Raw genomic sequence first — 22809 nt, forward strand, 5'->3', positions numbered from 1 at the left:
TTTCATTGTTGGTACGCGGTGGCCTCAGAACCAGCTCTTGAACCAGCCGATCGCGCCATCCAGCAGCCCCTGTTCCTTTTCCTTGCCTTTTGCTTCAGCTGCCGCCGCCACACCTGTACCCAGTGCGAACACGGCGGCAATCGCTGCAAGTAGCGTTACCGCGCCCGATGCCGCAGCGGCGATTGCGCCGGCAATTGCCGAAATGATCGCGCCGATCGTCGATGCGGCCAGGAAGGCAACGGCAATGGCCGCAGCGATGGCTAGGCCGATCAGAACTATCATGCCGATCTCCTGCAAGGTTGACCAGCCTTCCTTCTTGCCTTGGTTACGCACGGCCTGCATCTGCCTGGCCAGCTCGTCACTATCCTTCTTCGATAGGGCTGGGACTGGCACGATCTTGGGTTCCGGCTTTGTCTCGAGCTTCTTCTTCGTGTAGAAGATCAGGCCCGAGCCATCCTGCTTGTCCGCGACGTAATTTACTTCATACGTGGCGTTGCCCATGAAAATTTCATCGGCAGTGAGGCGGTTGGCCAGCGAGCTGCTGGATCCGGCGCTCCAGCAGCCGGTTTTGGCCTTGCTCTTGTACAGGAGAACCTCTGCCAAACCTGCTTTGTATTTGGGCCCCGAAGCCCAGGTAATGGGCTTCAATTCCCATAGCGTTCCGGTATAGTTGACCTTGTCGTTCCCCGGCTTGACGAAATACGCATCGGGACGCAGGTCTTTCCAGGTACCTTCGCGGCCATCGTTGGCGCCCCACCCGGGCTGGAAGAGCCGGACTTGGTCTGCAAACGCCGAGTGCACGAAGGTGCCGAACAACCACGGCTGCACGATCCCTGCCCAACCGTCATCTGGCTCCGGATTGAGTCCCAGCGGATCCGTCTTGCTCAATGGATCGTTGCCAGTGTAGGCGTACATGTTCAAGCCGGCGGCCAGGCCCAGTGGGTCGGCCTGCAGGTAGCGTCCCTGCGCCGGATCGTAGTAACGATGGACGTTGTAGTACAAGCCCGTTTCCCGGTCAGCGTACTGGCCGGCCAGGCGCAGCGGCATGCTGCCTGCGGCACCCGTCTCGGCGCGCAGCACGCCGAATGCATCGAGCTCGCCGCGCCACAACAGGTGGCCATCGGCAGCGGTGATGGTGGCCACCGCATCGCGTTGGTCAGTGTGCAGGTACTCGATGACCGGCTTGAGCCGGCTGCCCGGCAACCAGCCGCGCGGGCTCGCATCATAGCGCAGCCGCGCGACGGGCCGGCGGCCCAGGTAGACATATTCGGCCACGACGCGGCCGGCCGCATCCGCTTCAGCAAGCAATTGACCATCGTCGTACATGAAATAGCGCGTCTCGCCGCCCGCCTGCTTGGCGATGCGGTGACCGCGTGCGTCGTAACGATAGGCCGCGCGCTCGACACCGCGCTCATCGGTCACGCGCTGCAGTTCACCGGCGGCATTGTAGGCAAGGCGCAGCTTGCCGGACGCCAGCACGTTGCCGATGCCGTCGATGCTGGCCGCCGCCGTGCCGCCACGGTTGCCCAGGCTATCGTACTCGACGGCGAATGCGTCGTGCCCGCCGCGCTGCTCCCTTACCAGCCTGCCGTGCGTGTCATAAGTCATGCTCACCGGCGCGGCGATGGACGCCGGTGGTGGCGCCGCGGCATGGGCGGTTCCGATCCAGCTGCTGATTACCGACGCCCAGCCACCCGCCGCCTGCGCCGTGGCCGCCAATGGCACCGCCGTGCGCTGGAAACGGCTGCTGCGGCTCGCCGGATCGTGGGTGGCGGTGAACAGATCCGTGCCGGTCAGGTGGCTGGCCAGCGTGCCGTCGGCGTTGTAGCGTGTCTCGCTGCGCCGCCCGTTGGCATACTCAAATGCCGTGGGCCGCAAGCCGGTCAGCGTCATCGTGTGGCGGATGTCGCTCAGCAGCGGGTGCCCATCCAGTTCGATGCGGCCGACATTGCCGGCGGCATCGTAGTGGTACGACAGCTCGGCGCCCGACGGTAGCGTCCTGCGCACAGCCTGGTCTTCGCGGTCGATCGTGCTGCCAACCACCAGCGTGGGTGCAGGCTTTCCTTGCGCGCCGAAGATGGTCAGCTGCTTACCGCTGGTCCGACCCCACGCATCGCTGAGCCAGGTGATCCGGCTATCGACGGCGCCCCGTTCGAATCGCGTCTCTTCGGCCAGCGCGATGCCCGCGTAGCGCAACGTCAGTTGCTGCTGCACGCGCGCCGTTGCATCGGCGTAGCGCACTTCCAGCGCGCGGCCCTGTGCGTCGCGCCGCACCGTGGTGGTGACGCCCACGCCATCGCGCAGTGCCACCACGTTGCCGGCATTGTCGTAGCGCGCCAGCCGCAAGCCCTGCTCGGGCGAACGGGTGGCGACGATGCGGCCGAAGTCATCAAACCAGCGGCGCACCTGACTACCGTCCGGCCGCGTGACTTCCTCGACCAAGCCCTCGGACGCAGTGTCGGCGGCGCCCAGCTGATGTCTGGCGGTCCATGGCTGCGTTGCGTCTGGCCAGCGCTCGTCAATACGGCCGGAGCGCCAGTCGAGGGTCGCGGCAGCGCTGTCCGACCTGCCTTCGGCATCGTAGCGCCACGTGATCCCGCTGCCTGCCGCCGGACCATGACGTGTCTCGGCCGTCAGCTGCCGCTCGGTGTCGAACGTGTGCGTGACGCTGCTGCCATCCGGCGCGATGCGCTGCGTCAGGTTGCCAGCACCGTCGTAACGGTAGCGCGTCATGCCGCCGCCGGGTGCCAGTGCTGTCTGCAGCCGGCCCTGCCCGTCGTAGCGGTATTCCAGTACATTCACCTGCCGCGTGCCGGGATCTGCCTGCCCCTTGTCGTCCAGCAGCCATGCGCTCTCGATGCGCTTGAGCACCTGCCCGGAGGGCGCGAGGCGTTCTTCGACCGACAGCATGCGCACCCCGTCGGTGCTGACCGTCATAAGCGGCCGCAGCGCCGAGTCGCGTTCGCGCACTTCGGTCACTACGTTGCCGGGTGCGACGGTCCGGGTCACGTACGAGCCGCCCTGGTCGTACTCGAATCGGGTGATATCGGAATCGGCCGGTGTCGCGGTCTTCCCGTTCGGCAGCGGGCCGTCGATTTCGGCCAGCAGGCTGCGTCCCTGGACGACGCGATATCGGTACAGGGTGGTGCGTTCGATCGCACCAGGCGCCTCGCCGCCGACGGCGGGCGACCAGCCACGCTCCTTCACGCTGACCGGTTGGCCGGCCGCATTGTAGGCAATCCGCCGCAGCGCTTCACGACCCGCGACGACACTGGGCCAGGCGACCAGCGTCGGCCGCGTGGTGCGCTGGTCGGCATATTCATAGCGGGAGACGAGGCGCGATGCGGGTACACTGTCCGTGCCATACACCCGACGCGTCACGCGCACCGGCCGGCCAAGGTAGTCGACATCGGTGCGCACGGTCTGCTGCGGCACGCCCTGCGCATCCAGTCCGGTGGTTTCCACCAGCTGGCCGGCGCGGTTGTAGTCGTAGCGCCGGTCTCCCGGCCCGCACCATGCGCAGCCCGGGCCGCGCACTTCGGCCAGCCGGTAATCGTCATCCTGCAGCGCGAAGCGATAGCGAGTCTCCTGCCCCAGGCTGTTGGTCACGACCGTCATTCCCGGCCGCGAGAAGTCGAGCGTCACCTTGTCGCTGCCGTTGGCATGCGTCGACAGCACGCCCTTGCCGATGGCATCATACGCGTAGGTGGCGAAGCGTTCGGCGCCGATGCTGATGCCGGTCAGGTAAGTGGGATAGCGGGCATCTTCGTAATGGTACTGACGCATCTGGCTCCCATCCGGGTGGCTCACGGCGACAAGGCTGGCCAGCAAGACACGGCGGTCGGTGCCGCTGCCTTGCGGCGCGCTGCTGCCGTGGTCATAGGTGAACCGGCCGACTGGGCTGTCGATGCTCTGCACGCCGCGGAAACGGTCCGCGCGGCGCGCGGTCTCGCGATCCAGGTACGCCAAGCGCAGGCTACGGCCCTGCGGATCGGTGACCTTGACCAGCAGGCCGCGGGCGTCGTACAGCAGGCTCGCCACTTCGCCCGTGGCCGCGCGGATCTGCATCAGCTTGCCGCGATGGTCGAATGTCAGTTCGCGGCCATCCGTCCAGTGCCACACGTATTCTTCCCTGCCCTTGCGACGTTCGGCGCGGATGATGCCATTGGCAGGATTGCTGCCGACGGCCACCGTGGGACGCAGCACGTCGCGGCTAAAGTTGCTGACGGCGCCATCGGCCTGCACGATCTGCATGCCGCCGGTGGCCACCAGCAGCTGCGTTTCGTACGACAGCTTCCAGCCGCGTCCAATGATACCGACCGGCGCCCGTACGCCGCTGACGATGCTGTTGTAGTGACGGACGATCTCCAGCCCCAGCACGCCCGGCAGTGCCGGCATGTCTTCTTCGCGCAGGTACTTGTTACCACTCATGACATTGATCGGATTGCCTGCGCCGACGTTGAGGGAACTAGCCAGCGGCAAGCTCGCGGGCTCCTCCGTGCCAATCGAACAGGTACCGCCGCCCGCGGGACACGCCAGGGCATCGGCAACGGGCCAGGCCCACGTCGCCAGCACCAGCACCAGCATCAGTGTCAGTGTCAGCACACTGGTGGACAGGTCGGCGCGCAGCCGCAATCTCGAAAGTGTCTTCATGTCGTCGATATCAGGATGTCGGTCTGTTTCAGGTCTTCGGCTTCAGTTCCACCGTCACACGCCGGTTGGCCGCGTAACAGGTCTGCAGGGCAGTGCCCGTCTTGCCGGTGCAGGCCTCAGCCGGCACTACGAGGTCGGCGGCACCGGCGCCCACGATGTTAACCTGGTCAACTTTGAGCCCTTTCGACAGCAGGTAGTCACGCACGGCCTCGGCGCGCCGGCGAGACAGGTCGAGGTTGTACGCTTCCGTGCCGATCGGATCGGTATGACCGATGACGGTCATCGTGCTGAACGTCTTGCCGCTCGTACTCTGCAATAGCTGGTCGAGCGCCGCGATGCCGTCTGGCGTCAGCTTGGCCTGGTCGAAGCCGAACAGCGTGTCGGCACTCAGCTCGGCCGTGATCGGCACCGGACACCAGCCGGGCGTGCCATCGGTCGGTGGCGTGCTGCACCCGCCAAGCATGCAGTCGTCATCCGGCGGCGGATCGGTCGTCACCGGTGGATCGCCCGGGTTGCTCGGGTTACCGCCATTGCCGTCGCCGGGCAGCGACACGGGATTGTCCGGCTCGATGGCGTCGGACTGCATCTGCATTGTCACATGCGTGACGACGGGGACCAGTCCCTCGGCGATCATCGCCGTGCGCACCGCGTCTCCGCCGGTATCCTGCCACTTCAGGTAGGTCGTGTAGATGCTGCGCACGATCGGCACGACCGGCTTCAGGCCGTAGGTAATGCGCAGCTTGATCAGGTTGGCATCCTGCCGCGTCTGGCCTGACGTTAACCCGACGGCATTGCCTTTGAACGCCAGCGAGCGGTTGGAGATCACCCGCTTGCCGCCCGTTTTCAGCAGCGCCTGCAGGGCCGGATCATTGAAGTCGGCGAACGACTCCTTGGTCGGATTCAGCATCTCGACGCGATAGCGATTGGGCTTTGCCAGTTCCTTTTCCACGTCGATCAACGATTTGGCCAGCTTGGCGGCCGTGTCGCCGCCGCCGAACATCGGCACCAGCCCGCCCATGAATGCCTGCTTGATGGTGTCCATCTTCGCGTTGCCCGTGCTGCCCGCGCGCGCTGCCAGAAAGCCGGCATGATCAAGCGTGTTCTTGGCGAAAAACAGCTGGCTGTACTGGATGGAACCGAGCCCGATCATCGCCATGATCGGCCCCACAACCGCCAGTTCGACGACGGCCGATCCGCGTTGGCGCAGCGTCGCACGGCGCCGCGGCTGGCGCGGCGGGGTGTCGGCTGACCGGGGTGCCGACGTGGACGCGAACCAGTGCGGCTGGTGCAGCCGGTCACCGGGCCGGACCTGTAGGCGCTCTATGCTGCCAACGGCCAGTTCCAGCGTGTGCGCGGCGCGCACATGGCGTTGGCCATTGACGCCACGGCCCATGTTGCTGGCACTGGTGCGCCACGGCCGCAGGCGCGGCACGCACTTGAGCACCACGCCGTCGCGGTCCAGATACAGCACGTCAATGGCGAAGCGCATGAACGCGGTGTGCACGCCAGGACAGTCAGTCAGCAGCAGGCCGCTGTCGGCTGCCAGGCAGGAGGTCAGCATCAGGCCACGGAAGCGGCTGAAGAAACTGGCCGCGCGGCGCACTGCCAGCGCGTGGCTGCCGCTGATGGTCAGTAACCGGGTGTCGCTCGGCGCCGCTGCGGGCAAAACGGAGGAATTGGTCATAAGGGGTCGCAGCGAGGTTCGTCAGACACCGGGGTGCATGAATTTCATGACAATCGGGAAGAACAGCACGATGAACGTGCACGGGAAAATGAACGCGATCAGGGGGAACAGCATCTTCACGGGCGCTTCCATGGCCAGCTTCTCGGCCCGAGCGAACCGCTCGGTGCGGCGCTGGTCGGCCTGCGCGCGCAACACCGGCCCCAGGTTCATGCCCATCCGCTCTGCCTGGATCACGGCAGTGATGAAGTGCGTCACATTCGGTTCGACCAGTCGGTCGGCCATCGAACGCATCGCTTCGGCGCGCGCTTTGCCAGCACGGATATCGCGCAGCACGCGCTGGATCTCGGTGCGCAGCACGCCCTTCGGCCCTTTCGCGACCGCCTGGTTGAGAGCACCCTGCAGGTTTAAGCCAGCCTCGACGCACAACGTGATGATGTCCAGGTAGAACGGCAGTGTCTTGAGCAGCTCGCTGCGCCGCGCCCTCATCAGGTCGCGCAGCCAGAACGACGGATAGAAAAAGCCCAGCAGGGCGCCGGCCCCCATCACCTGCCAGTACAGCGTCAGCGCCAGTCCCTGTTCACCATCGGGCGGGTTGTCGAAGCTCGCCAGGCCCCACCAGCACAGCGCCGTTATCACGATGGCGCCGAGCACGCGCGCGCCCACCATCTGCGGCGCGGTCACAGTGTAATCCAACCCTGCCTGGCGCAGCTGCGCCTGGATCGCGGCCAGCCGTCGCGTCGAGATCAGCGGTTCGAGAAAATAGCTAAGCCAGTGGATCGGGTACCAGACGAGTCGAAAGCCTAGCGGCGGCGCGTCCTTGTACGAGCGGTCTTCCGTCGGGACGTCGGCCAGCGCGCTGCTAAGCAACCAGGCCACCAGCGCCACCGACAGGCCGGCCGCCAGCGCTACCATCACGATTAGTGCCGTGCCATGTTCGAGCAGTAACTTATCCATGTCCATTTCCCTGTCGCTTGTCCCTCAAACGTCGATAGCGATGATCTTGCGGATCACGTACACGCCCAACGCTTCGAGCACCGCCAGAACGGCCAGTACGGCCCAGCCCACGCGGGTGTGCCACAACATGTCCATTGCCGCCGGTTCCATCTTGCCCAGCACCAGCGCCAGTCCCACGGGCAGCAGCCCCACTACCCAAGCCTGCAGCTTGCCCTGCGCCGTCAGCGCGCGGATCTTGCCTTCCATTTGCAGGCGGCTCCGGATGGTGCCGGCCGTGCGTTCCAGCGTTTCGGCCAGGCCGCCGCCCGTTTCCGCCGCGATGCGCATGGCCGACACGACGAGGATCGTGGTCTGCGTAGGCATGCGGTGCGCAAGATTGTTCAGGCTCTGTTCAAGTGTCACGCCGATGCGCTGCTCGCGCAGCATCAGCGAAAATTCCTGGCCCAGCGGCGCCGGGGCTTCCTGCACCAGCTGGGTCAGCGCCGAGCTGAAGCCGGCGCCGGCGCGCATGCCGCCAGCCAGCATCATCAACGCATCAGGCAACTGTTCCTCGAACTGGCGCAGGCGGCGGGCACGCAAGCGCGCGTACAGCACCCGCGGCGCGAATGTCAGCGCGACAGCCATCGCAAGTGCCAGCAGCGCGCTGTCGGTGAAGAGCCATGTCATCAGCGCTCCCAGCACGATCCCGGCCATGTTCAGAACGAACAGCTGGCGTGGATCGATAAACAAGAAGAACTCGCGCACCTGGAAGCGGGTGCGCTCCGTGAAGCTGGAGCGGTAACGCTTCATCGAGCCGGTGCCGACGTCGATGGCCAGCCAGGTCAGCATGCCGGCCGCCAGCGCGATGACGACGCTGATGCCGGCGATCACCGCCGTATCGTTCATGACGCGCGCCGCCTGTCGGTGCTGCTGCGGGTACGCCAGTCGCGCCGCTCCACCTGCTCGTGGCCGGGCGGCAGCGTGGGCTTGAAGATATCCATGTCGAGATCGGCGCCGACGGCGCGCAGCTCCTCGTAGAAGTTCGGCACCATGTCGCAGCCGGTGAAGTAGCCTTGCACCCGCTTCAGTCCATGCTGGTCCGGATTGCCGTAACCCTGGCTGACGAAGCGGAACAGTTCCTGCAACTGGACCTTGCCGCTTTCCATGCCGGTCAATTCGGTAATGCTGGTCACCTTGCGCGAGCCGCAGGCAAAGCGCGACTGCTGCACCACCACGTCCACGGCCGACGAGATCTGTTCGCGGATCGCCGTCAGCGGCAGGTCCATGCCGGCCATCAGCACCATCGTTTCGAGTCGGGCCAGGCCATCACGCGGCGTGTTCGCGTGCAGGGTCGTCAGCGATCCTTCATGGCCCGTGTTCATCGCCTGCAGCATGTCAAGCGCCTCGGCGCCGCGGCACTCGCCAACGACGATGCGGTCCGGCCGCATGCGCAGCGTGTTCTTTACCAGGTCGCGGATCGGCACGCTGCCCTTGCCTTCCAAATTGGGCGGTCGCGACTCCAGGCTGATCAGGTGCTCGTGGTGCAGCTTCAGTTCCGCCGCGTCTTCCACGGTGATGATGCGTTCTCCCGACGGAATGAAATTGGACAGGATATTCAGCAGCGTGGTCTTGCCCGACCCCGTGCCGCCGGATACGATGATGTTCTTGCGCGACTCCACGCAGATCTGCAGAAAGTCAGCCATGTTCGGGCTCAGCGCACCGAATTCCACCAGGTCCTGCGACGTCAGGCGCCGCGCCGAGAATTTACGAATCGTCAACGCCGGACCTTTCAGGGCCAGTGGCGCGATGATGGCGTTGACCCGGGAGCCGTCCTTCAGCCGGGCATCGACCATCGGCGACGACTCGTCGATCCGACGGCCTAGTGGTGCCACGATGCGCTCGATCACGCCCAGCACGGCACGGTCGCCGGTGAACGTGAGCGGATGGCGCAGGAGGCGGCCATTGCGTTCGACATATATCTCGTCGTAGCGGTTGACCATGATCTCGCTGACAGTATCATCGGCCAGCAGTTCTTCCAGCGGCCCCAGGCCCACGGCCTCGTCGAGCACCTGGCGGCTCAGCACTGCGCGGTCCAGTTCGCGCGGCAGGTCTGCATCTATTTCGCGCATGATGGTGCGGATCACTGTGGCGCTCTCGGTACGCAGTTGCTCGTCGCTCATGCTCGACACATCGTGGCGGCGCAGGTCCATTGTATCGAGCAGCTTTGCGTGGATGCGCTTGCGCCATTCGAATTCAAGCTCCTTGCGGCGCACATCAACACCGGGCACCAGCGCGAAACCGTTGGCCGGCGCAGCATCGACCACCGCACCCAGCGCCGGCTGCCGAAGCGCCGCCTGCACGGCCTCGGCTGCCCGTGCCGCCAAGTGGCGCGAGCTTTCCAGTTCCTCGGTGGCCTGACGGTTGCGCGCCGGCGCCGAACTGGAGCGCGATACGGGCGACGCCGCCTGCACCTGCGGCGCTTCGGGCATGCTGTTGAGGACGCGCAACCGGTAGCCGCCCACGGTGATCACGTCGCTCGCGGCCAGGGGGCCATACTGCGAATCCACTCGCGCGCCGTTGACGGACAGGCCGATGTACGCCCCCAAGTCCTGCACCACCACGCCGGCCGGCGTACGGTACAGCCGCGCGTGTTCCTTGCCCAGGCGCCAGCCATCGAGCCGGATGTCGCTGTCGCTGCCTTTGCCGATGATCGCTTCGTCCGGCACTTCAAGCAGGTGCGGCGCGCCATCGCCCGCGGTGATTTCAATATCCAGCATGGCGACTCCTAGCGTGTTTCATTGGTGACGACCGGCGCCGCAGTGGACGTGGCGGCCGGCGTGAAGACTTCCCCCGCATCCGTCTGCGGCTGTAGCGGATCGGACAGGAACGGCATAGGTCCCATGTGTTCGCCGAGCCGTTCCTTGGTGCGCTCGACACGTTCGACGAGGCCCGGCGCGCGGGTATCGACGACGGTCGGCGTGACGAAGACCACCAGCTCCGTCTCGCGGTTCTGGAAACGCTTGGACCGGAACAGCGCGCCCAGCACGGGCAGGTCGCCCAGCACTGGCACCTTGTCGATATCGTTGCTGGTAGTCCGCTGCAGCAGGCCAGACAAGACGATCGTCTCACCGCTGCGCACATTGAATTCGGTCTTGGTGCGCCGCGTCAGCAGGGCCGGGCCGCTGGTCGTCGTCACCGACGGGTCCAGCGAACTGACATCTGAATCGATCTCGGCACGGATCACGCCATTGCGCCCCACCTTGGGTTCGATCTCGAGCCGGATGCCATAGGGCTTGAACAGGATCGTCACGCCATTGTCGTTAGCCACCGAATAGGGAAATTCGCCGCCGGCGAGGAAGCTCGATTTGCCTCCGCTGCGGGTGGACAGCTGCGGCTCGGCAAGGATCGACGCGCTGCCGTTCTGCTCGAGCAGGTTCAGTTGCGCATTTAAACCCACATTTATCGCGCTCATCAGTGTCAGCGAGGACGGTAGGACCACACCTTGGCTCTGGTCGATGTTCGAGATCGGCGGCTGCTGGCCGGCCGGTGCCGTGATGGTGATCTGGCGACCGCCCACTGCGGCGCCGTTATTACCGCGGTTGAACGGCGACCAGATCGCGCCCAAGGCGCCGCCGCCGGTGGGATTCCATCTCAAGCCCAGTTCGCGCAGCTCGGACTTGGGAAATTCCACGACCTTCACATCCATCAGCACCGTCTGCTCCCAGCCGATCGGGCTGGTGAAATTGACGATCTGCGGATAGCGCTTGGCCAGCTCGGCGACCTTCTCGCGATCGATATCGGACAGCTCCTCGCCTTCGACGATCACCTTGTCACCCACCACCGACGCGGTGGCCCTGGGAATATGGCGAAGAAATCCCGCCACCTCGCGTGTGATGCGCGCCGTCTCGCCCGACACAATATTGACCTTGATGCGCTGGTAGCGACCGTCCTCGTTCCACACGAACAGCGACGACACGCCCACGCCATTGCCGAACACGATGATTTCCCGGCCGTCCAGCGCACTAGCGCTGAGGATCTGGCCATTGCCCACGGCGATACGGGCCACGCCCGGGGTAGGGAACACGCGAGATTCACCCACGTACAGTTCGATCTCGGAGACTGGGGCCAGCTCGCCATCCGCATTGATCGGCGCATACGGTTCGACCGTCTTCCGAGCGGCCCGCCTGATCTTAGCGGCGCCCGCCTCGGTGATCGGATTGCGGCTCAAGAATTGCGTTCCCGGTGCCGCTCCTTGGGGCACGGCAGGGGCAGCGATGGCTTTCGGCGCCAGCGCGGCTGGCGTTGGAGCGCCAAATGACGACGATGCGGATACTGCGCGGCTGGCGGCCGCCGGTTGTTGCGCGGTGACCTGTGCGACGGCTTGCAGGGGTGCGGTGGCCAGGGCCGCGAGGATCGACAACGACAGCGTTGCCAATCGTCTTGCTTGAAGATTCAGCTGGATTGTGTTCTGGCTCATGGATCAGGAAAAGTAAGAGGCGCGCTTCAGCGCATGCCAATAGTGGTGGTCTGGGTGCCGGGCACGGACTGGTCATCGTCGCCCGCTGCCGACTGTGTATTCGCGCCCGGCGCCGGGGCTTCGCCGGGATTGACGAGAGCCCGTCCACCCGTGCGGCGCAGGTACAACGCCTCGGATGGCACCTTGCTGTTACCGTAGATTACCGGTACGCCGCGCCGCGCCTGGCCGCCCCCGGCAGCCTTCGGCCGCCCTTGTATGCCCAACAACGACGCCAGGTCGTTGACTTCAGCACCGATCGGCTGGTTGTCGTCCGGGTTGCGTAGTAGCGCGGTGAGCTTGCCGATGTCGCGCGCCACGATCAGGTTCTGCGCCTGCGCCGGCGTGGTGTCGATGGTGACGGTGGTGTACTGGCGGTTGTCGCCAGCGGTGGCATCGTCGACCTGGCGTTGCCCGGTGGCCAGTACGTGCACGCGCTGCAGCAGCGGGAACGTCAGCTTCTTGCCGTTCTGGTCGACCGTGGCGATCAGGTCGATCATGTCACCGGGTTCGAGCAGGCCCGAGATGGAATTGATTTCATCGACAGGGACCGTCATCGCGCGACGGCCCGCTTCCACCCGTGCCGAGAATGTCGGCGCCTTCTGCGCCTCCATCAGGCCCCACAGGACCATCTCGCCGGCCTTGACCGGATAGGCCAATGCCTGGCCGTCGATGCGGGGAAAATCGTCCGGCGTTACGGCCACAGAGTGCGCATATTCAATTGGCACGTTGCGCACTGCCACGTTGGTGTTATCGAGCTTGACGCCACGGGCGATGTCTACCTTGGCCACCACCACCTGCACGGTGCTGCCCTTGGTGCGCGCTTCGATCGCTTCCACGCGGTTGTTCAGGTAGCGGGTGGCGGCAAACGCGGCTAGACCGCCGATGGCAAGCGCGACACCCAGAACGATCCAGGTCTTGCCAGGCCGGAAGCGGCGCAGCGGTTTGAGACGGTCCAGGTTCATGATCAGTTCGGTAAGGAGATGGCGTGACTGACGTCGCGGTAGGACTGCTTGAAGATATCCAGCACGACCTTGAGCGTGGAGCGGGCGCCTTCCGGACTGGCCGCATCGCCGCTGATCGGCACGAACAGCGCGAAGGCTAGGGCCGCGCAAACGATCACGTACTCCAGCGATGTGTGCCCTGCTTGTCGGTAATTCATTTGAAGGTTTCGATCGAGGTGATGGTATTGAGGACAATGACGACCCGGTTGTCCGGCATGCGGCTGATGACGGCGACCGCTTCGCGGCGTTTCCCGCTGAAGAACATCGTGCGACCGCCGGCCGCGCCGCGTGGCATAGCTGCCAGCGCCGCGGCGCCCGCATCGGCGGCGCGTGACTCGCGTTCGAGCTCGTAGCCGTCGCGGCGCAGCATCTGCTGCAAGCGTTCGCGGTTTGCGTCCTCGCTGTAGGTATTGGCCAGCACGACGAAGGTGGCGTTGCGGCCAGCATCGATGGAGGTCATCGAGTTCAGGACCTGGGTGCCGGAAGGCAGCGCGGACAGCAATTTATCGTTGGCCGCACGGGTGGTAGCACGGCCCCCAAGGCTGGCGCGCACATCGGTCACCGCCACCAGGCCATTCGTGCCGGCTCCCTGCGGCGACAACTGGACCGTGATGTAGTAATTGCCGCTGGCACGGCCCAGCACCAGCCGGTCACCGGCGCGGTTCTCCATCAGGGGCCGCGGCAGGTGATCGCGGAACCACGCTGCCGTCAGCGCGGGCGAACTGGTGGTGCTGAAGCCGCGCAGCCGCATCGGCAGGCCATTCACATTGAGCTGCTCGCCGATGGCATACGGCGCAGCGCCAGGGGGCAGCGCGGTGTCCGGCCAATCCGACACGCTGTTGCCGGGCGCGCCCGACACCGCTGCACAAACGGCCAGTGCCAACATGCCAAGCACGACCGCGAAACCATGCCGCCAGCCGCAGCCGGCAACTGTCAACATGCCGGCCTTCATCGTGTGCGATCCTTCGGCACTTCGTCGCGCCAGAAATCGAGCTCGCCGAGCTTGGGAGCATGCGCGTTGTGGCCTGCCGGCGACTGGAGCACGGTGACAGCTGCTTTTACGAGCGGCCTGGCGTTCTTCAGCAACTCGCCCGGGAAAAGTAACTTCTGGCCGAAGCGCGACTGCACCTGCTGCGGATCGGCAGCGGTCCAGCTGTCGGGCACCACCGCCGTATGGCGCGACACCGACAGGTTGATGTTCTTGAAACCCTCGTAGGTCGATGCATAGCCGGGGCCGATGTCCTTCAGGTTGGCCAGCGTGACATGAACATTGGCGCGATAGATGCCGTTTTTCAGGCCCATCGTATCGGCAGCCTTGAACGGCGTCGGCATGTTGAACGGCCTGTCATCGTCGGCGCTGCTGATGCCGCTTGCATGACTGGTACCATTGGACGTGCCAAAACTGACGCTGATATCGGAAAAGTGGCGGATCAGTGCCGCACCCTGTGGATCGACCCACATCAGGTTCTGGTTAGCCTTGAAATCGCCCGCTTCGTCGTTGGTTTTGATCGGCGCATCGGAATTGCTGAAGAAGCGTCGCCGCACTTCCTGCTCTAGCTGGGCACGAGGCTTATAGGCATTCATGCCTTCGTTATTGGTGATCGCATCAAACGCCACGTAGCGGCTGGCCAGTTCGGTGGCGTGGCTGATGCTCTGGTATTTGCCGATGAGTGGAATCAGCAGGAACAGCGGCACCAGCGCCAGCGCGATGACGACGAACTCCGTCAATGCCTGGCCACAATCGTGCCGCCGGCGCAGACCCGTTGCAACGTGGCGCTTCATGGCACGCTCCGGTCGGCATTGATCGCGAAACCACTATGCAGGTACGGTGCGAAGACGGCACCACCTACTTCGGTATCCAGGCGTGCATCGACTGCCTTCAGTTGAAAACCTTCGGGCGTGGTGCTCTCCAGCAGCAGGCCGCCGAAGCCGTCCTTGTCAACGGCATGCAGCGGCAAGAATGATCCACCAATGGCATAGCACAGCGTTGACTTCGTGCCCTTGTCGTCGATGGGCTGCGTCCAGCGCCTGCAATGCACGCCTGCCACCGTATGTTGTGCGCCGCGCGCGGGCGCCATGGCAGCGGCTTTCAGCATCTGTGGCATGGCCGCAGCAAAGGCGGGGTTCGCGGCCAGCCGCTTCATCATGTCGGCCGGCGGCCGCGGTGGGGCGCTGGCGACAGGGCGAGCATCGGCATGGCCGCCGGGCCCGCACTCACCATCGGCTTTTTTCGCGACCAGGTCGATCTGGCAGACGCCCTTGCCCGACGCTAGCAACGCCTTCGCATAGGGTCTGGATAGCAGACTGCAATCGCGCATGTCCACGGCGTGCGTGGCGCCGCTGGTGTAGGTAATCCTGCGCGTCGCGGTGGCGTACTGCTCCTCGCGGACGATGGTCACGTGGTCGGGCCATACGCTCGGCGGGTTCAGTTTGACGCCGCTGTCGGCAAGCGATTTCATGCAGGCCTGCACGTCGTTCTTCAGGGCCGCCAGGGCTGCTGTATTGCCTTCCTTGCCCTCGAAATAGCCTTCGAGCCGAGTGCGGTGGACCTTGACGGCGGTACCGCCGCCGTACACGACGTGTGGCGAATTTGCCTTCAGGACGAGCGTTTCGTACTGCGTGGTGGCCTGCGCGGCAGTGCCAAGTAGCACCAGCACCATGCCAGATGCCACGACTGCCGTCGCCCGTCGGGGGTGGTTCATATGCTGTGTCATGGATTCTGCAGGGCCAACGCCGCGGCCTTGACGGCGGCCGAGTTGCCGATCAGGTGCGCTTGCCAGTACGGGTTGAACAGGCTGGCCAGTTCCTTCTTGCCGTCCACGCGCGCGGTGGGGCGTTCAAAGAACACTTCGGAACTCGACACGGCGGCCATCACACTCTTCGCTTCAGCGCCTTCGTAGATCGCCATCTGCCCCGCCGGCTTGACGAGCGACGTGCCGGACGACGTGCGCAGGTCGGCGCTGCCGCGTGTGAGGCGGATGGCAAATTGCAGGCGCGGATTTTCCTTCTTGTTGGCGTCGGCGTTTTCCGGCGCGTACCCAAATGCCTTGGTGGACAGGTCGTAGAAGCTGGGCACGCCGCTGTAGTACCAGTCGCCGCCGGTCTTCTTCGCAGACTGCCTGCCGTCGCCCAGGTTGTACGCGGTTTGGCTCCGGCACCTGGCCGAAAACAGCCGGACAACGAAGATCTCCGTGCCCAATTTTCCATCATCCCGCGCCGACCAGTCATCGAAGCCATTGAGCGTCGTGCTGGCCGTGTGGCTCGCATTGCCCCGCAAAGGCAGGGCCAAAAAACATGACCAAGGCGATCTGTCGCTCCAGCCTCGGCTGGAAACGAATAAATCCTTGTAAGCCGCGGCCGCTTCGACGTTCTTGAAGCGGGTACGGTCGTTGCCAGAGTAGCGACGGATGAACGGCTCGCCATCAAACAGCGTGTAGTTGTCGAGCAGTGGCACGGTATCCACCTTGACGGCACCAAGTCCTGCATAGTTTGCGTCGGCGACCTGTTGCATCAGCGTTTTGCGGGCCGGCAGGAAGCCAGCAGACATGGCCGTTTGCGTCGCTTGCAGAGCGACCTTGGCGGTTTCGGTGGCCAGAATCGTGCCCTGGGCCACGGCGTCGAAACCCTGTTTGGCTGGCTGGATCACCGCCTGAGCATATTGCCACGCCATCAACGCACACAAAGGTTCATATTTGACCAATACAAGGACGATCGGCACGGAAGAAATGTTCGTGCAGTTCAATGGCGTCACACGCTGATTGTGCTCTTCAGCATATTCGAGCCACGACGACACGCTGACTAGTTGCGCCACCAACACCTCGTTGGCCATCATGGCGCGGTTGGTATACGCATCGAAATTAAGCGCCCGGGCATGCATCACCGCGGCACTGTAGGCCACGGCATCCGCGGTATTGACCAGCTTGGTCTTTTCCGCGGTGAGTTGCCCGGTGTTGAACATGAAAAACACGCCCGCCAGGCCGGTAACCAACACGAAGAGGCCGAAAAGCAGCGCCTGTCCCCGTTGCCGGGCCAGTTGCGGATTGGCATGGAGTCGTGTGCGAGGCCGTGGCATGGCGAACTGGTGCGACGCTTACTGCTTGCCGGTGTTGGACTGATCGCCGAACGTGGACAGCGAGTTCTTATTCGTGTCCTTCGCCGCGGTGACGGCCTTGCCTGATGCCGTTCCTGCCTGGGCAATCGCGGCACTACCGTCCTTGCCGGAGACTTCCTGCGAGATACCAGCCATCTGGTTACGGATTGTGGCACCGAACAACTGCGTGACGGCGATTGCCGCAACGGCGATCAGAGCCACGATGATGATGTACTCGGTCATGCCCTGACCCTTTTGCTGACGAGAAGCGATTTTTTTTGCAACGAGTTTGCGCGAAATCATGATGAACCCCAAAGTGTCGAAAGAGCACGAACTCTATTGGATTAGTCATGCTTTAAAACTATCGGAATGTCACAATCAAAATATAAAAAAATAAATCTTTTTCTGCACCTTTCGGCAACCACATGTACTTACGGTTGTGCTAACCTGCCGACCCGAGAACTCTTCAAGTCTTTGATTTCCATAAGGAAATAGTTTTTTGGAACTTCATGAGCCATTTCAGAAATAAAATTTCGCTCATGAATTTTCCGTTAGTTAGGTAGTTTTCATTGCTTAACAATATTTCTTCTGAAATAACGTTATGGGATCGCAGATGCATGTCTCGGCAAGACCTGCAGTTAAGAATGGCGCTTAATTTCTACAAAATCCGAAGCATGAATAACGTGCGCAGCCTGACCTCAAAGCACGCCTCTGGCACAACACTGGATGCCAACGAAGTCAAGGTGACGCGCCATCGACCTTGATGCAAAGCGAGCGGCGCCTGCTCATCGCAACCAGCTGACAGATGCGCACCGTCGATTACAGCGAGCGCAATGAGCGCGGGATAAAAGAAGATCGATCAGCAGATCAAGAGGATTTCAGGAATGTCGCGCGAGGCGGCCAGAGCCGGTATTGTTGAGGCTCCCCAGCGCACTGCGCTATAGACGTCGCTTCGTTACAATGTCAGAAGCCATATCACAGTCAACTACTAAACGCCATGACACAAATGCTTCTCGATTGATACAGGCAGTAGAGTGCTGCAACAGCGTATAGATTTCCATGCCGCGAATTCAAATCCGCAAACGGGTCACGCCGCGGCTGATCCAGTCAGTGCAGCGCTTGTTGCAACACGGCGCCGACAGGATGCTGTCACGCGCCAACTTTCAGGTGGAGCAACGAATCTTTGAGGATGGCGAACCAGTATATTTCAGTGCGCGTGCTGCACCCGACAACCATGGTGGCTGGGTTATCGACAACCTAAAAATGAATAACGCGCTGATCGCGGCGCTCGCCAGGGCCTGCCACGTCGAGGCGAGGTCCGTGGACTATAGGCTGGTGCGCTATTTCCGCTCCAGGCGGCAATGTAAGATTGCTTGGCGGCTGCGCGATGGCTGCTTACCTGCGAACACGACGACCTTGATGGCCTCGATGGCCTTCCGATCTTCTACGTCTGCGACTCGGCCGGCACATACGTGAAAAACACGGCACTGTTGCGGCTAAAGGACCAGCCGCAACTAATGAACCGGGTGGCTGGCCCCGTGGATTCTTTCGGATAAGCAAGCCCCGATGAGCGGGTCGGGAAACTGCGGCGTCCAACCCAGGGTGACCCGCGATGCGCAACTTCAGACTGACGCGCTTTCTTATCAAAGTGATCCTGGTCTGAATCCGCCAGCATGCGGCCTACCCGCTGAGACCGGCACCTCAAGAAGATCACACAAGAGCGCGGCATATCAATCGAGCATTCGCCGATCGACCGGTGGGCGATTCGTTTCCCGCCGTTCGTCGAGAAAATGATCCAGAAAGATTGGCGTACGGTCAGGAGCGGCTGGCGTTTGGATGAGACGTACATCAAGGCCAGGGGCGACTAGGAGTATCCCTACCGCACTGGCGACAAACAATGCAAGACCATCGACTTCCTGCTGATGGCGAAGCACTTCTTCGACGAGGCAATGAGCGAACGGCAATCCGGCGAAGGCCGAAATGGAAAAGAGAGGCACTGACAAGGCACTTATTGATGCAATCAACCCCGATAGCGTCTTACCGATCATGGTGTACTAAGTCACATGCCTCAACAACATCAATGAACAGAATCATCGCGCCATCAAGCAGCTTAGTAGGCGGATGCTCAACCGCAAATTATTCCGCGCTGCCGGCACCGTGCGCGCCAATATTAAGCTGATGCACATGATCCACAAAGGCCAGTTCGCAATCGGCTGCGCCGAGGCCATGTCGCTCGCCGACCCACGCCGCTTGAGGCTGTTTGTTTTCCGATTCAGCTTTACGTCAAAAACGGCAGCACCCGCTCGAGCAGCATCTCCGGCGCTTCCTCCGCAATATAGTGCCCGCACGGCAGCGCCTCACCCTGCACGTCAGCCGCCACCCGTTGCCACTCCGCGAGCGGATCAAAGCAGCGTCCGACCACGCCCTGCTCACCCCACAGCACCATCAGCGGCAGCGCCAGACGGCTTCCGGCATCGCGGTCGACCCGATCGTGCTCAAGGTCGATCGTCGCCGCAGCGCGGTAGTCTTCGCAGATGCCGTGCGCGGCACCCGGCAACGCCAGGCAGCGCTGGTACTCGGCCAGCGCGCGCGGATCGAACGGCGCCAGGCCTGCACTGCGCTTGCCCATCACGTCCCGCACGTACGCAGCCGGGTCGGCCTCGATCAGGCGCTCGGGCAGCGGCGGCGGCTGGATCAGGAAGAACCAGTGCCAGTAGGCGCGCGCAAACGTGTCCGACGTTTGCTCGTACATCGCCAGCGTTGGCGCGATGTCCAGCAGCGCCATCCGCTCGACAGCCTGCGGATGGTCTTGCGCCAACCGGTGCGCAACGCGCGCACCGCGATCGTGGGCCAGTACGCGGAAGGTGGCGAATCCCAGTGACTGCATCACCGCCACCATGTCGGCCGCCATCGCGCGCTTGCTGTAGTTGGCGTGGTCCGGCGCGCCCTGCGGTTTGGACGAATCGCCATAACCACGCAGATCGCAGGCCACGACCGTGAACTGCTCGGCCAGGCGCGGTGCGACGCGGTGCCAGATGGCGTGCGTTTGCGGGTGGCCGTGCAGCAGCAGGAGCGGCGGGCCGGAACCACCGACGATGGCGTTGATGGTCACGGTCGGGTTGACCTCGACTTGCAGGGCGCGAAAATGGGGGAACAGGGCTGTCATCGTCTCTCGTATTCGGTGAGCGGCTTGCTGCCGCAACATCGAATATACACGGGGCCGGCATGAAAAAAAAAGACCGGTCCGCGCGTGCGCTTCTGCCCTTACACGAGCCTGACATGTCGCCATTGTTGTAATTACGTCATTCGCGATTAGCACGAATTGACACCATGGCAAGCGCTGAGCAGTATGGAATGGAGGTCCCGGCCTCGCCCTTCCCAGTGGAACACCCGCGTTTGAATATCAAAGGACCAGCACCATGCAGAGAGCCAAGACGGAAAAGACAGCAGTTGCCCTTGCCATTGCCGCGCTGTGCGCAGGCTTTGCCCACGCCCAGGAGGCGCCGCAAGCCGAGACCACCGCAGCGTCCGCGACGGTCGTCGTCACCGGCACCCGGGTGGCCAATCGCACCGTGCTCGATACCACCGCACCTGTCGACGTGATCTCGGCCGAGACCCTGAAGAATTCGGGCAGCACCGAACTGACGCAGGCGCTGTCGATGGCCCTGCCTTCGCTGAACTTCCCACGCCCGGCGCTGACCGATGGCACCGACACCATCCGCCCTGCCACCCTGCGCGGCATGTCGCCCGACCAGACCCTGGTGCTGGTGAACTCCAAGCGCCGCCATGCATCATCGCTGGTGAACGTCAACGGTTCGATTGGCCGCGGTTCGGCAGCGGTCGACCTGAACACCATCCCCACCGCAATCGTCAAAACGGTCGAGGTGCTGCGTGACGGCGCCGCGGCCCAGTATGGCTCGGACGCGATCTCGGGCGTCGTCAACATGCGCCTGCGCACCGACCGCACGGGCGGCGAAGCGACCGTCAACTATGGCGCCAACAAGACCGAATACGATCTGTACAACGCAGCGCCACCGGCCGGCGGCACCTGGACCGCCCCGGCCTCACGCAAGCGCACCGATGGCCAGACCGCCACGGTCAGCATCTGGAAAGGCCTGGCGCTGGGCGAGACCGGCTACCTGACGATCGCCGGCGAATTCCGCGACCAGAACCGCACCGAGCGTACCGGCTACGACATGCGCCAGCAGTACGCGCTGGTCAACGGCGCATTCGATCCGCGCGAGAACACGATCAACCGTTTCAATGCGTGGACGGGTGAGCCCGACATGAAGCAATCCACGCTGTTTGCCAACGCGGGCAACGACATGGGCGGCGGCGTCAAGGTGTATGGCTGGGCGAGCTACCAGGACCGCGATGCCACGTCGGCCGGCTATGCCCGCATCCCGCAAGACGCGCGCAATATCCAGTCGATCTACCCGGACGGCTTCCTGCCATTGATCTCGCCGACCGTGAAAGACTTTTCGGCCACCGGCGGCGTGACCTGGGTTGCCGGCGCGTGGGACATGGACGCCTCGCTCGGCTACGGCAAGAACAAGATGGAGTACACCATCGAGAACACGCTGAACCGCTCCCTTGGCCCGACCAGCAAGACGTCGTTCTATGCGGGTGGCTATTCGTACGACCAGGCGGTGCTGAACCTGACCGGTGTGCGCAGCGTCGAGATGGCGTCGTTCTCGTCGCCGCTGAACGTGGCCGTGGGTATCGAAGCGCGCCGCGAAGGCTATGAGCTGTTCGCCGGCGAAGAGCAGTCGTACAGCTTCGGCGGCGCGCTGCTGCCGAACGGTACGCCGACAGCACCGGGCGCCCAAGTGTTCCCGGGCTTCCGGCCATCGAACGAAGTCGATGCGCACCGCAACGCGATTGGCGCCTTTATCGACCTAGAAGCGAATGTCACGCCCGAGCTGCTGGCATCGGTCGCCGTGCGCGGCGAGCGCTATTCGGACTTCGGCAACAGCCTGGCCGGCAAGCTCGCGCTGCGCTACGACTTCAACCCGAACTTCGCCGTGCGCGGCGCGATCCAGAACGGCTTCCGCGCGCCCTCGCCGCAGCAGCAGAACTTCACTGCCACCTCCACCAACTTCATTAACGGTGTGCCGTTCGAGATCACCACCTTCCGCCCGGATGATCCGGTCGCCGTCGCGCTGGGCGCCAAGCCGCTCGACGCCGAGAAATCGATCAACGCATCGCTCGGCGCCGTGATGCGTCTGGGCGCCGTCAGCCTGACGGTGGACGCCTACCGCATCGACATCGACGACCGCATCATCCTGTCCGAAAACCTGACGCAGACGAACGTGCGCAACTACATTGCCAGCCAGGGCTTCATCGGCGTGGGTGGCGGGCGCTTCTTCATCAATGGCGTCGACACCACCACCAAGGGCGTGGACATCGTGCTGAGCATGCCGTACAACGCCGGCGATGCGGGCAAGCTGGACTTCACGCTGGCGGCCAACTTCACCGACACGGAAGTGACCAAGACGCCGACGACTGAGCAGCTCTCGAGCCTGAGCCCGGCACCGCTGCTGTTCGATCGCCTCAACGTGCTGTCGCTTGAAAAGGGCCAGCCGAAGAACAAGGTCAGCGCCAACGTGAACTGGCGTCTGGGCCAGTGGGGCGCGACGCTGCGCGCCACGCGCTACGGCGAAGTGCTCTCGCCAGGCACCACGGCCGCTTTTGACTTCGAGATGGGCGCCAGGACCACGGTCGATCTGGAAGGCCGCCTTGCGGTCACGCCGAAGCTGACCCTGGCGCTGGGCGCGGACAACGTGTTCGACCAGTATCCCGAGACGCAGCCGCCATCCATCAACACCACCGGCAACACGCCGTTCTCGTCGTACGCGCCGTTCGGTCGTGCGGGCCGCTATATCTACGGCCGCGCCACCTACGCGTTCTGAGGCGGTCAATGTCGCCATCA

At 63.7% G+C, this 22809-nt stretch carries 17 protein-coding genes; 2 read left to right on the plus strand and 15 right to left on the minus strand.

What is annotated here, in order from left to right; genetic code table 11:
* Window positions 1–24: 24 nt before the first annotated feature.
* The 13 genes from NX775_RS04070 to NX775_RS04130 all read right to left on the minus strand — a co-directional run bounded on the left by NX775_RS04070 (window position 25) and on the right by NX775_RS04130 (window position 17180).
* On the minus strand, window positions 25–4653 hold the full coding sequence (locus NX775_RS04070; protein ID WP_307732061.1) for an RHS repeat-associated core domain-containing protein: 4629 nt from the start codon (window positions 4651–4653) through the stop codon (window positions 25–27).
* A gap of 28 nt (window positions 4654–4681) precedes the next feature.
* Window positions 4682–6337: a DUF192 domain-containing protein gene (locus NX775_RS04075; RefSeq protein WP_258834820.1), complete on the minus strand. Its 1656-nt coding sequence runs from the start codon at window positions 6335–6337 to the stop codon at window positions 4682–4684.
* A 21-nt stretch (window positions 6338–6358) separates the two neighbouring features.
* Entirely contained in the window at window positions 6359–7291 is a 933-nt protein-coding gene (locus tag NX775_RS04080; protein ID WP_258834821.1) for a type II secretion system F family protein, read from the minus strand.
* 24 nt (window positions 7292–7315) lie between these two features.
* Window positions 7316–8176, minus strand: coding sequence for a type II secretion system F family protein (locus tag NX775_RS04085; protein ID WP_258834822.1), 861 nt, complete (start codon window positions 8174–8176; stop codon window positions 7316–7318).
* Window positions 8173–10047 carry a TadA family conjugal transfer-associated ATPase gene (locus tag NX775_RS04090; RefSeq protein WP_258834823.1) on the minus strand — a complete coding sequence of 625 codons (1875 nt, stop codon included), beginning with the start codon at window positions 10045–10047 and terminating at the stop codon, window positions 8173–8175. Before NX775_RS04090 ends, NX775_RS04085 begins: the two co-directional genes overlap by 4 nt.
* A gap of 8 nt (window positions 10048–10055) precedes the next feature.
* The gene (locus tag NX775_RS04095) at window positions 10056–11705 is read right to left on the minus strand and encodes a type II and III secretion system protein family protein (RefSeq protein ID WP_258834824.1); all 1650 of its coding nucleotides are present in this window, start codon (window positions 11703–11705) and stop codon (window positions 10056–10058) included.
* 68 nt (window positions 11706–11773) lie between these two features.
* Window positions 11774–12748, minus strand: a complete 975-nt coding sequence (gene cpaB / locus NX775_RS04100) for a Flp pilus assembly protein CpaB (protein WP_258834825.1) — start codon at window positions 12746–12748, stop codon at window positions 11774–11776.
* Between the two features lie 2 nt (window positions 12749–12750).
* Window positions 12751–12945, minus strand: a complete 195-nt coding sequence (locus NX775_RS04105) for a hypothetical protein (protein ID WP_258834826.1) — start codon at window positions 12943–12945, stop codon at window positions 12751–12753.
* Window positions 12942–13727: a hypothetical protein gene (locus tag NX775_RS04110; RefSeq protein WP_258834827.1), complete on the minus strand. Its 786-nt coding sequence runs from the start codon at window positions 13725–13727 to the stop codon at window positions 12942–12944. The genes NX775_RS04105 and NX775_RS04110 overlap by 4 nt, the downstream gene beginning before the upstream one ends.
* Window positions 13728–13735: 8 nt before the next feature.
* Window positions 13736–14569 (minus strand): hypothetical protein, encoded by an 834-nt coding sequence (locus NX775_RS04115; protein WP_258834828.1) that lies wholly within the window; start codon window positions 14567–14569, stop codon window positions 13736–13738.
* Complete coding sequence (locus tag NX775_RS04120) at window positions 14566–15501, minus strand: hypothetical protein (RefSeq protein ID WP_258834829.1); 936 nt, start codon at window positions 15499–15501, stop codon at window positions 14566–14568. Before NX775_RS04120 ends, NX775_RS04115 begins: the two co-directional genes overlap by 4 nt.
* Window positions 15498–16859 (minus strand): pilus assembly protein TadG-related protein, encoded by a 1362-nt coding sequence (locus NX775_RS04125; protein WP_258834830.1) that lies wholly within the window; start codon window positions 16857–16859, stop codon window positions 15498–15500. Before NX775_RS04125 ends, NX775_RS04120 begins: the two co-directional genes overlap by 4 nt.
* 18 nt (window positions 16860–16877) lie before the next feature.
* Window positions 16878–17180, minus strand: coding sequence for a hypothetical protein (locus NX775_RS04130; RefSeq protein WP_258834831.1), 303 nt, complete (start codon window positions 17178–17180; stop codon window positions 16878–16880).
* A gap of 756 nt (window positions 17181–17936) precedes the next feature.
* Here NX775_RS04130 and NX775_RS04135 point away from each other — a divergent pair.
* On the plus strand, window positions 17937–18353 hold the full coding sequence (locus NX775_RS04135; protein ID WP_258834832.1) for an alpha/beta hydrolase: 417 nt from the start codon (window positions 17937–17939) through the stop codon (window positions 18351–18353).
* Window positions 18354–18607: 254 nt separating this feature from the next.
* Here the strand turns inward: NX775_RS04135 and NX775_RS04140 are convergent, their stop codons facing one another.
* Both NX775_RS04140 and NX775_RS04145 read right to left on the minus strand, forming a co-directional pair.
* Window positions 18608–18925, minus strand: coding sequence for a hypothetical protein (locus NX775_RS04140; protein WP_258834833.1), 318 nt, complete (start codon window positions 18923–18925; stop codon window positions 18608–18610).
* Between the two features lie 230 nt (window positions 18926–19155).
* Window positions 19156–20043 carry an alpha/beta fold hydrolase gene (locus tag NX775_RS04145; protein WP_258834834.1) on the minus strand — a complete coding sequence of 296 codons (888 nt, stop codon included), beginning with the start codon at window positions 20041–20043 and terminating at the stop codon, window positions 19156–19158.
* A gap of 253 nt (window positions 20044–20296) precedes the next feature.
* On the opposite strand from NX775_RS04145, the gene NX775_RS04150 reads away from it, so the two are divergent.
* Window positions 20297–22789, plus strand: coding sequence for a TonB-dependent receptor plug domain-containing protein (locus NX775_RS04150; protein WP_258834835.1), 2493 nt, complete (start codon window positions 20297–20299; stop codon window positions 22787–22789).
* Window positions 22790–22809 lie beyond the last annotated feature (20 nt).

The sequence above is a fragment of the Massilia aurea genome (assembly GCF_024753205.1).
Lineage (GTDB): Bacteria > Pseudomonadota > Gammaproteobacteria > Burkholderiales > Burkholderiaceae_D > Telluria > Telluria aurea.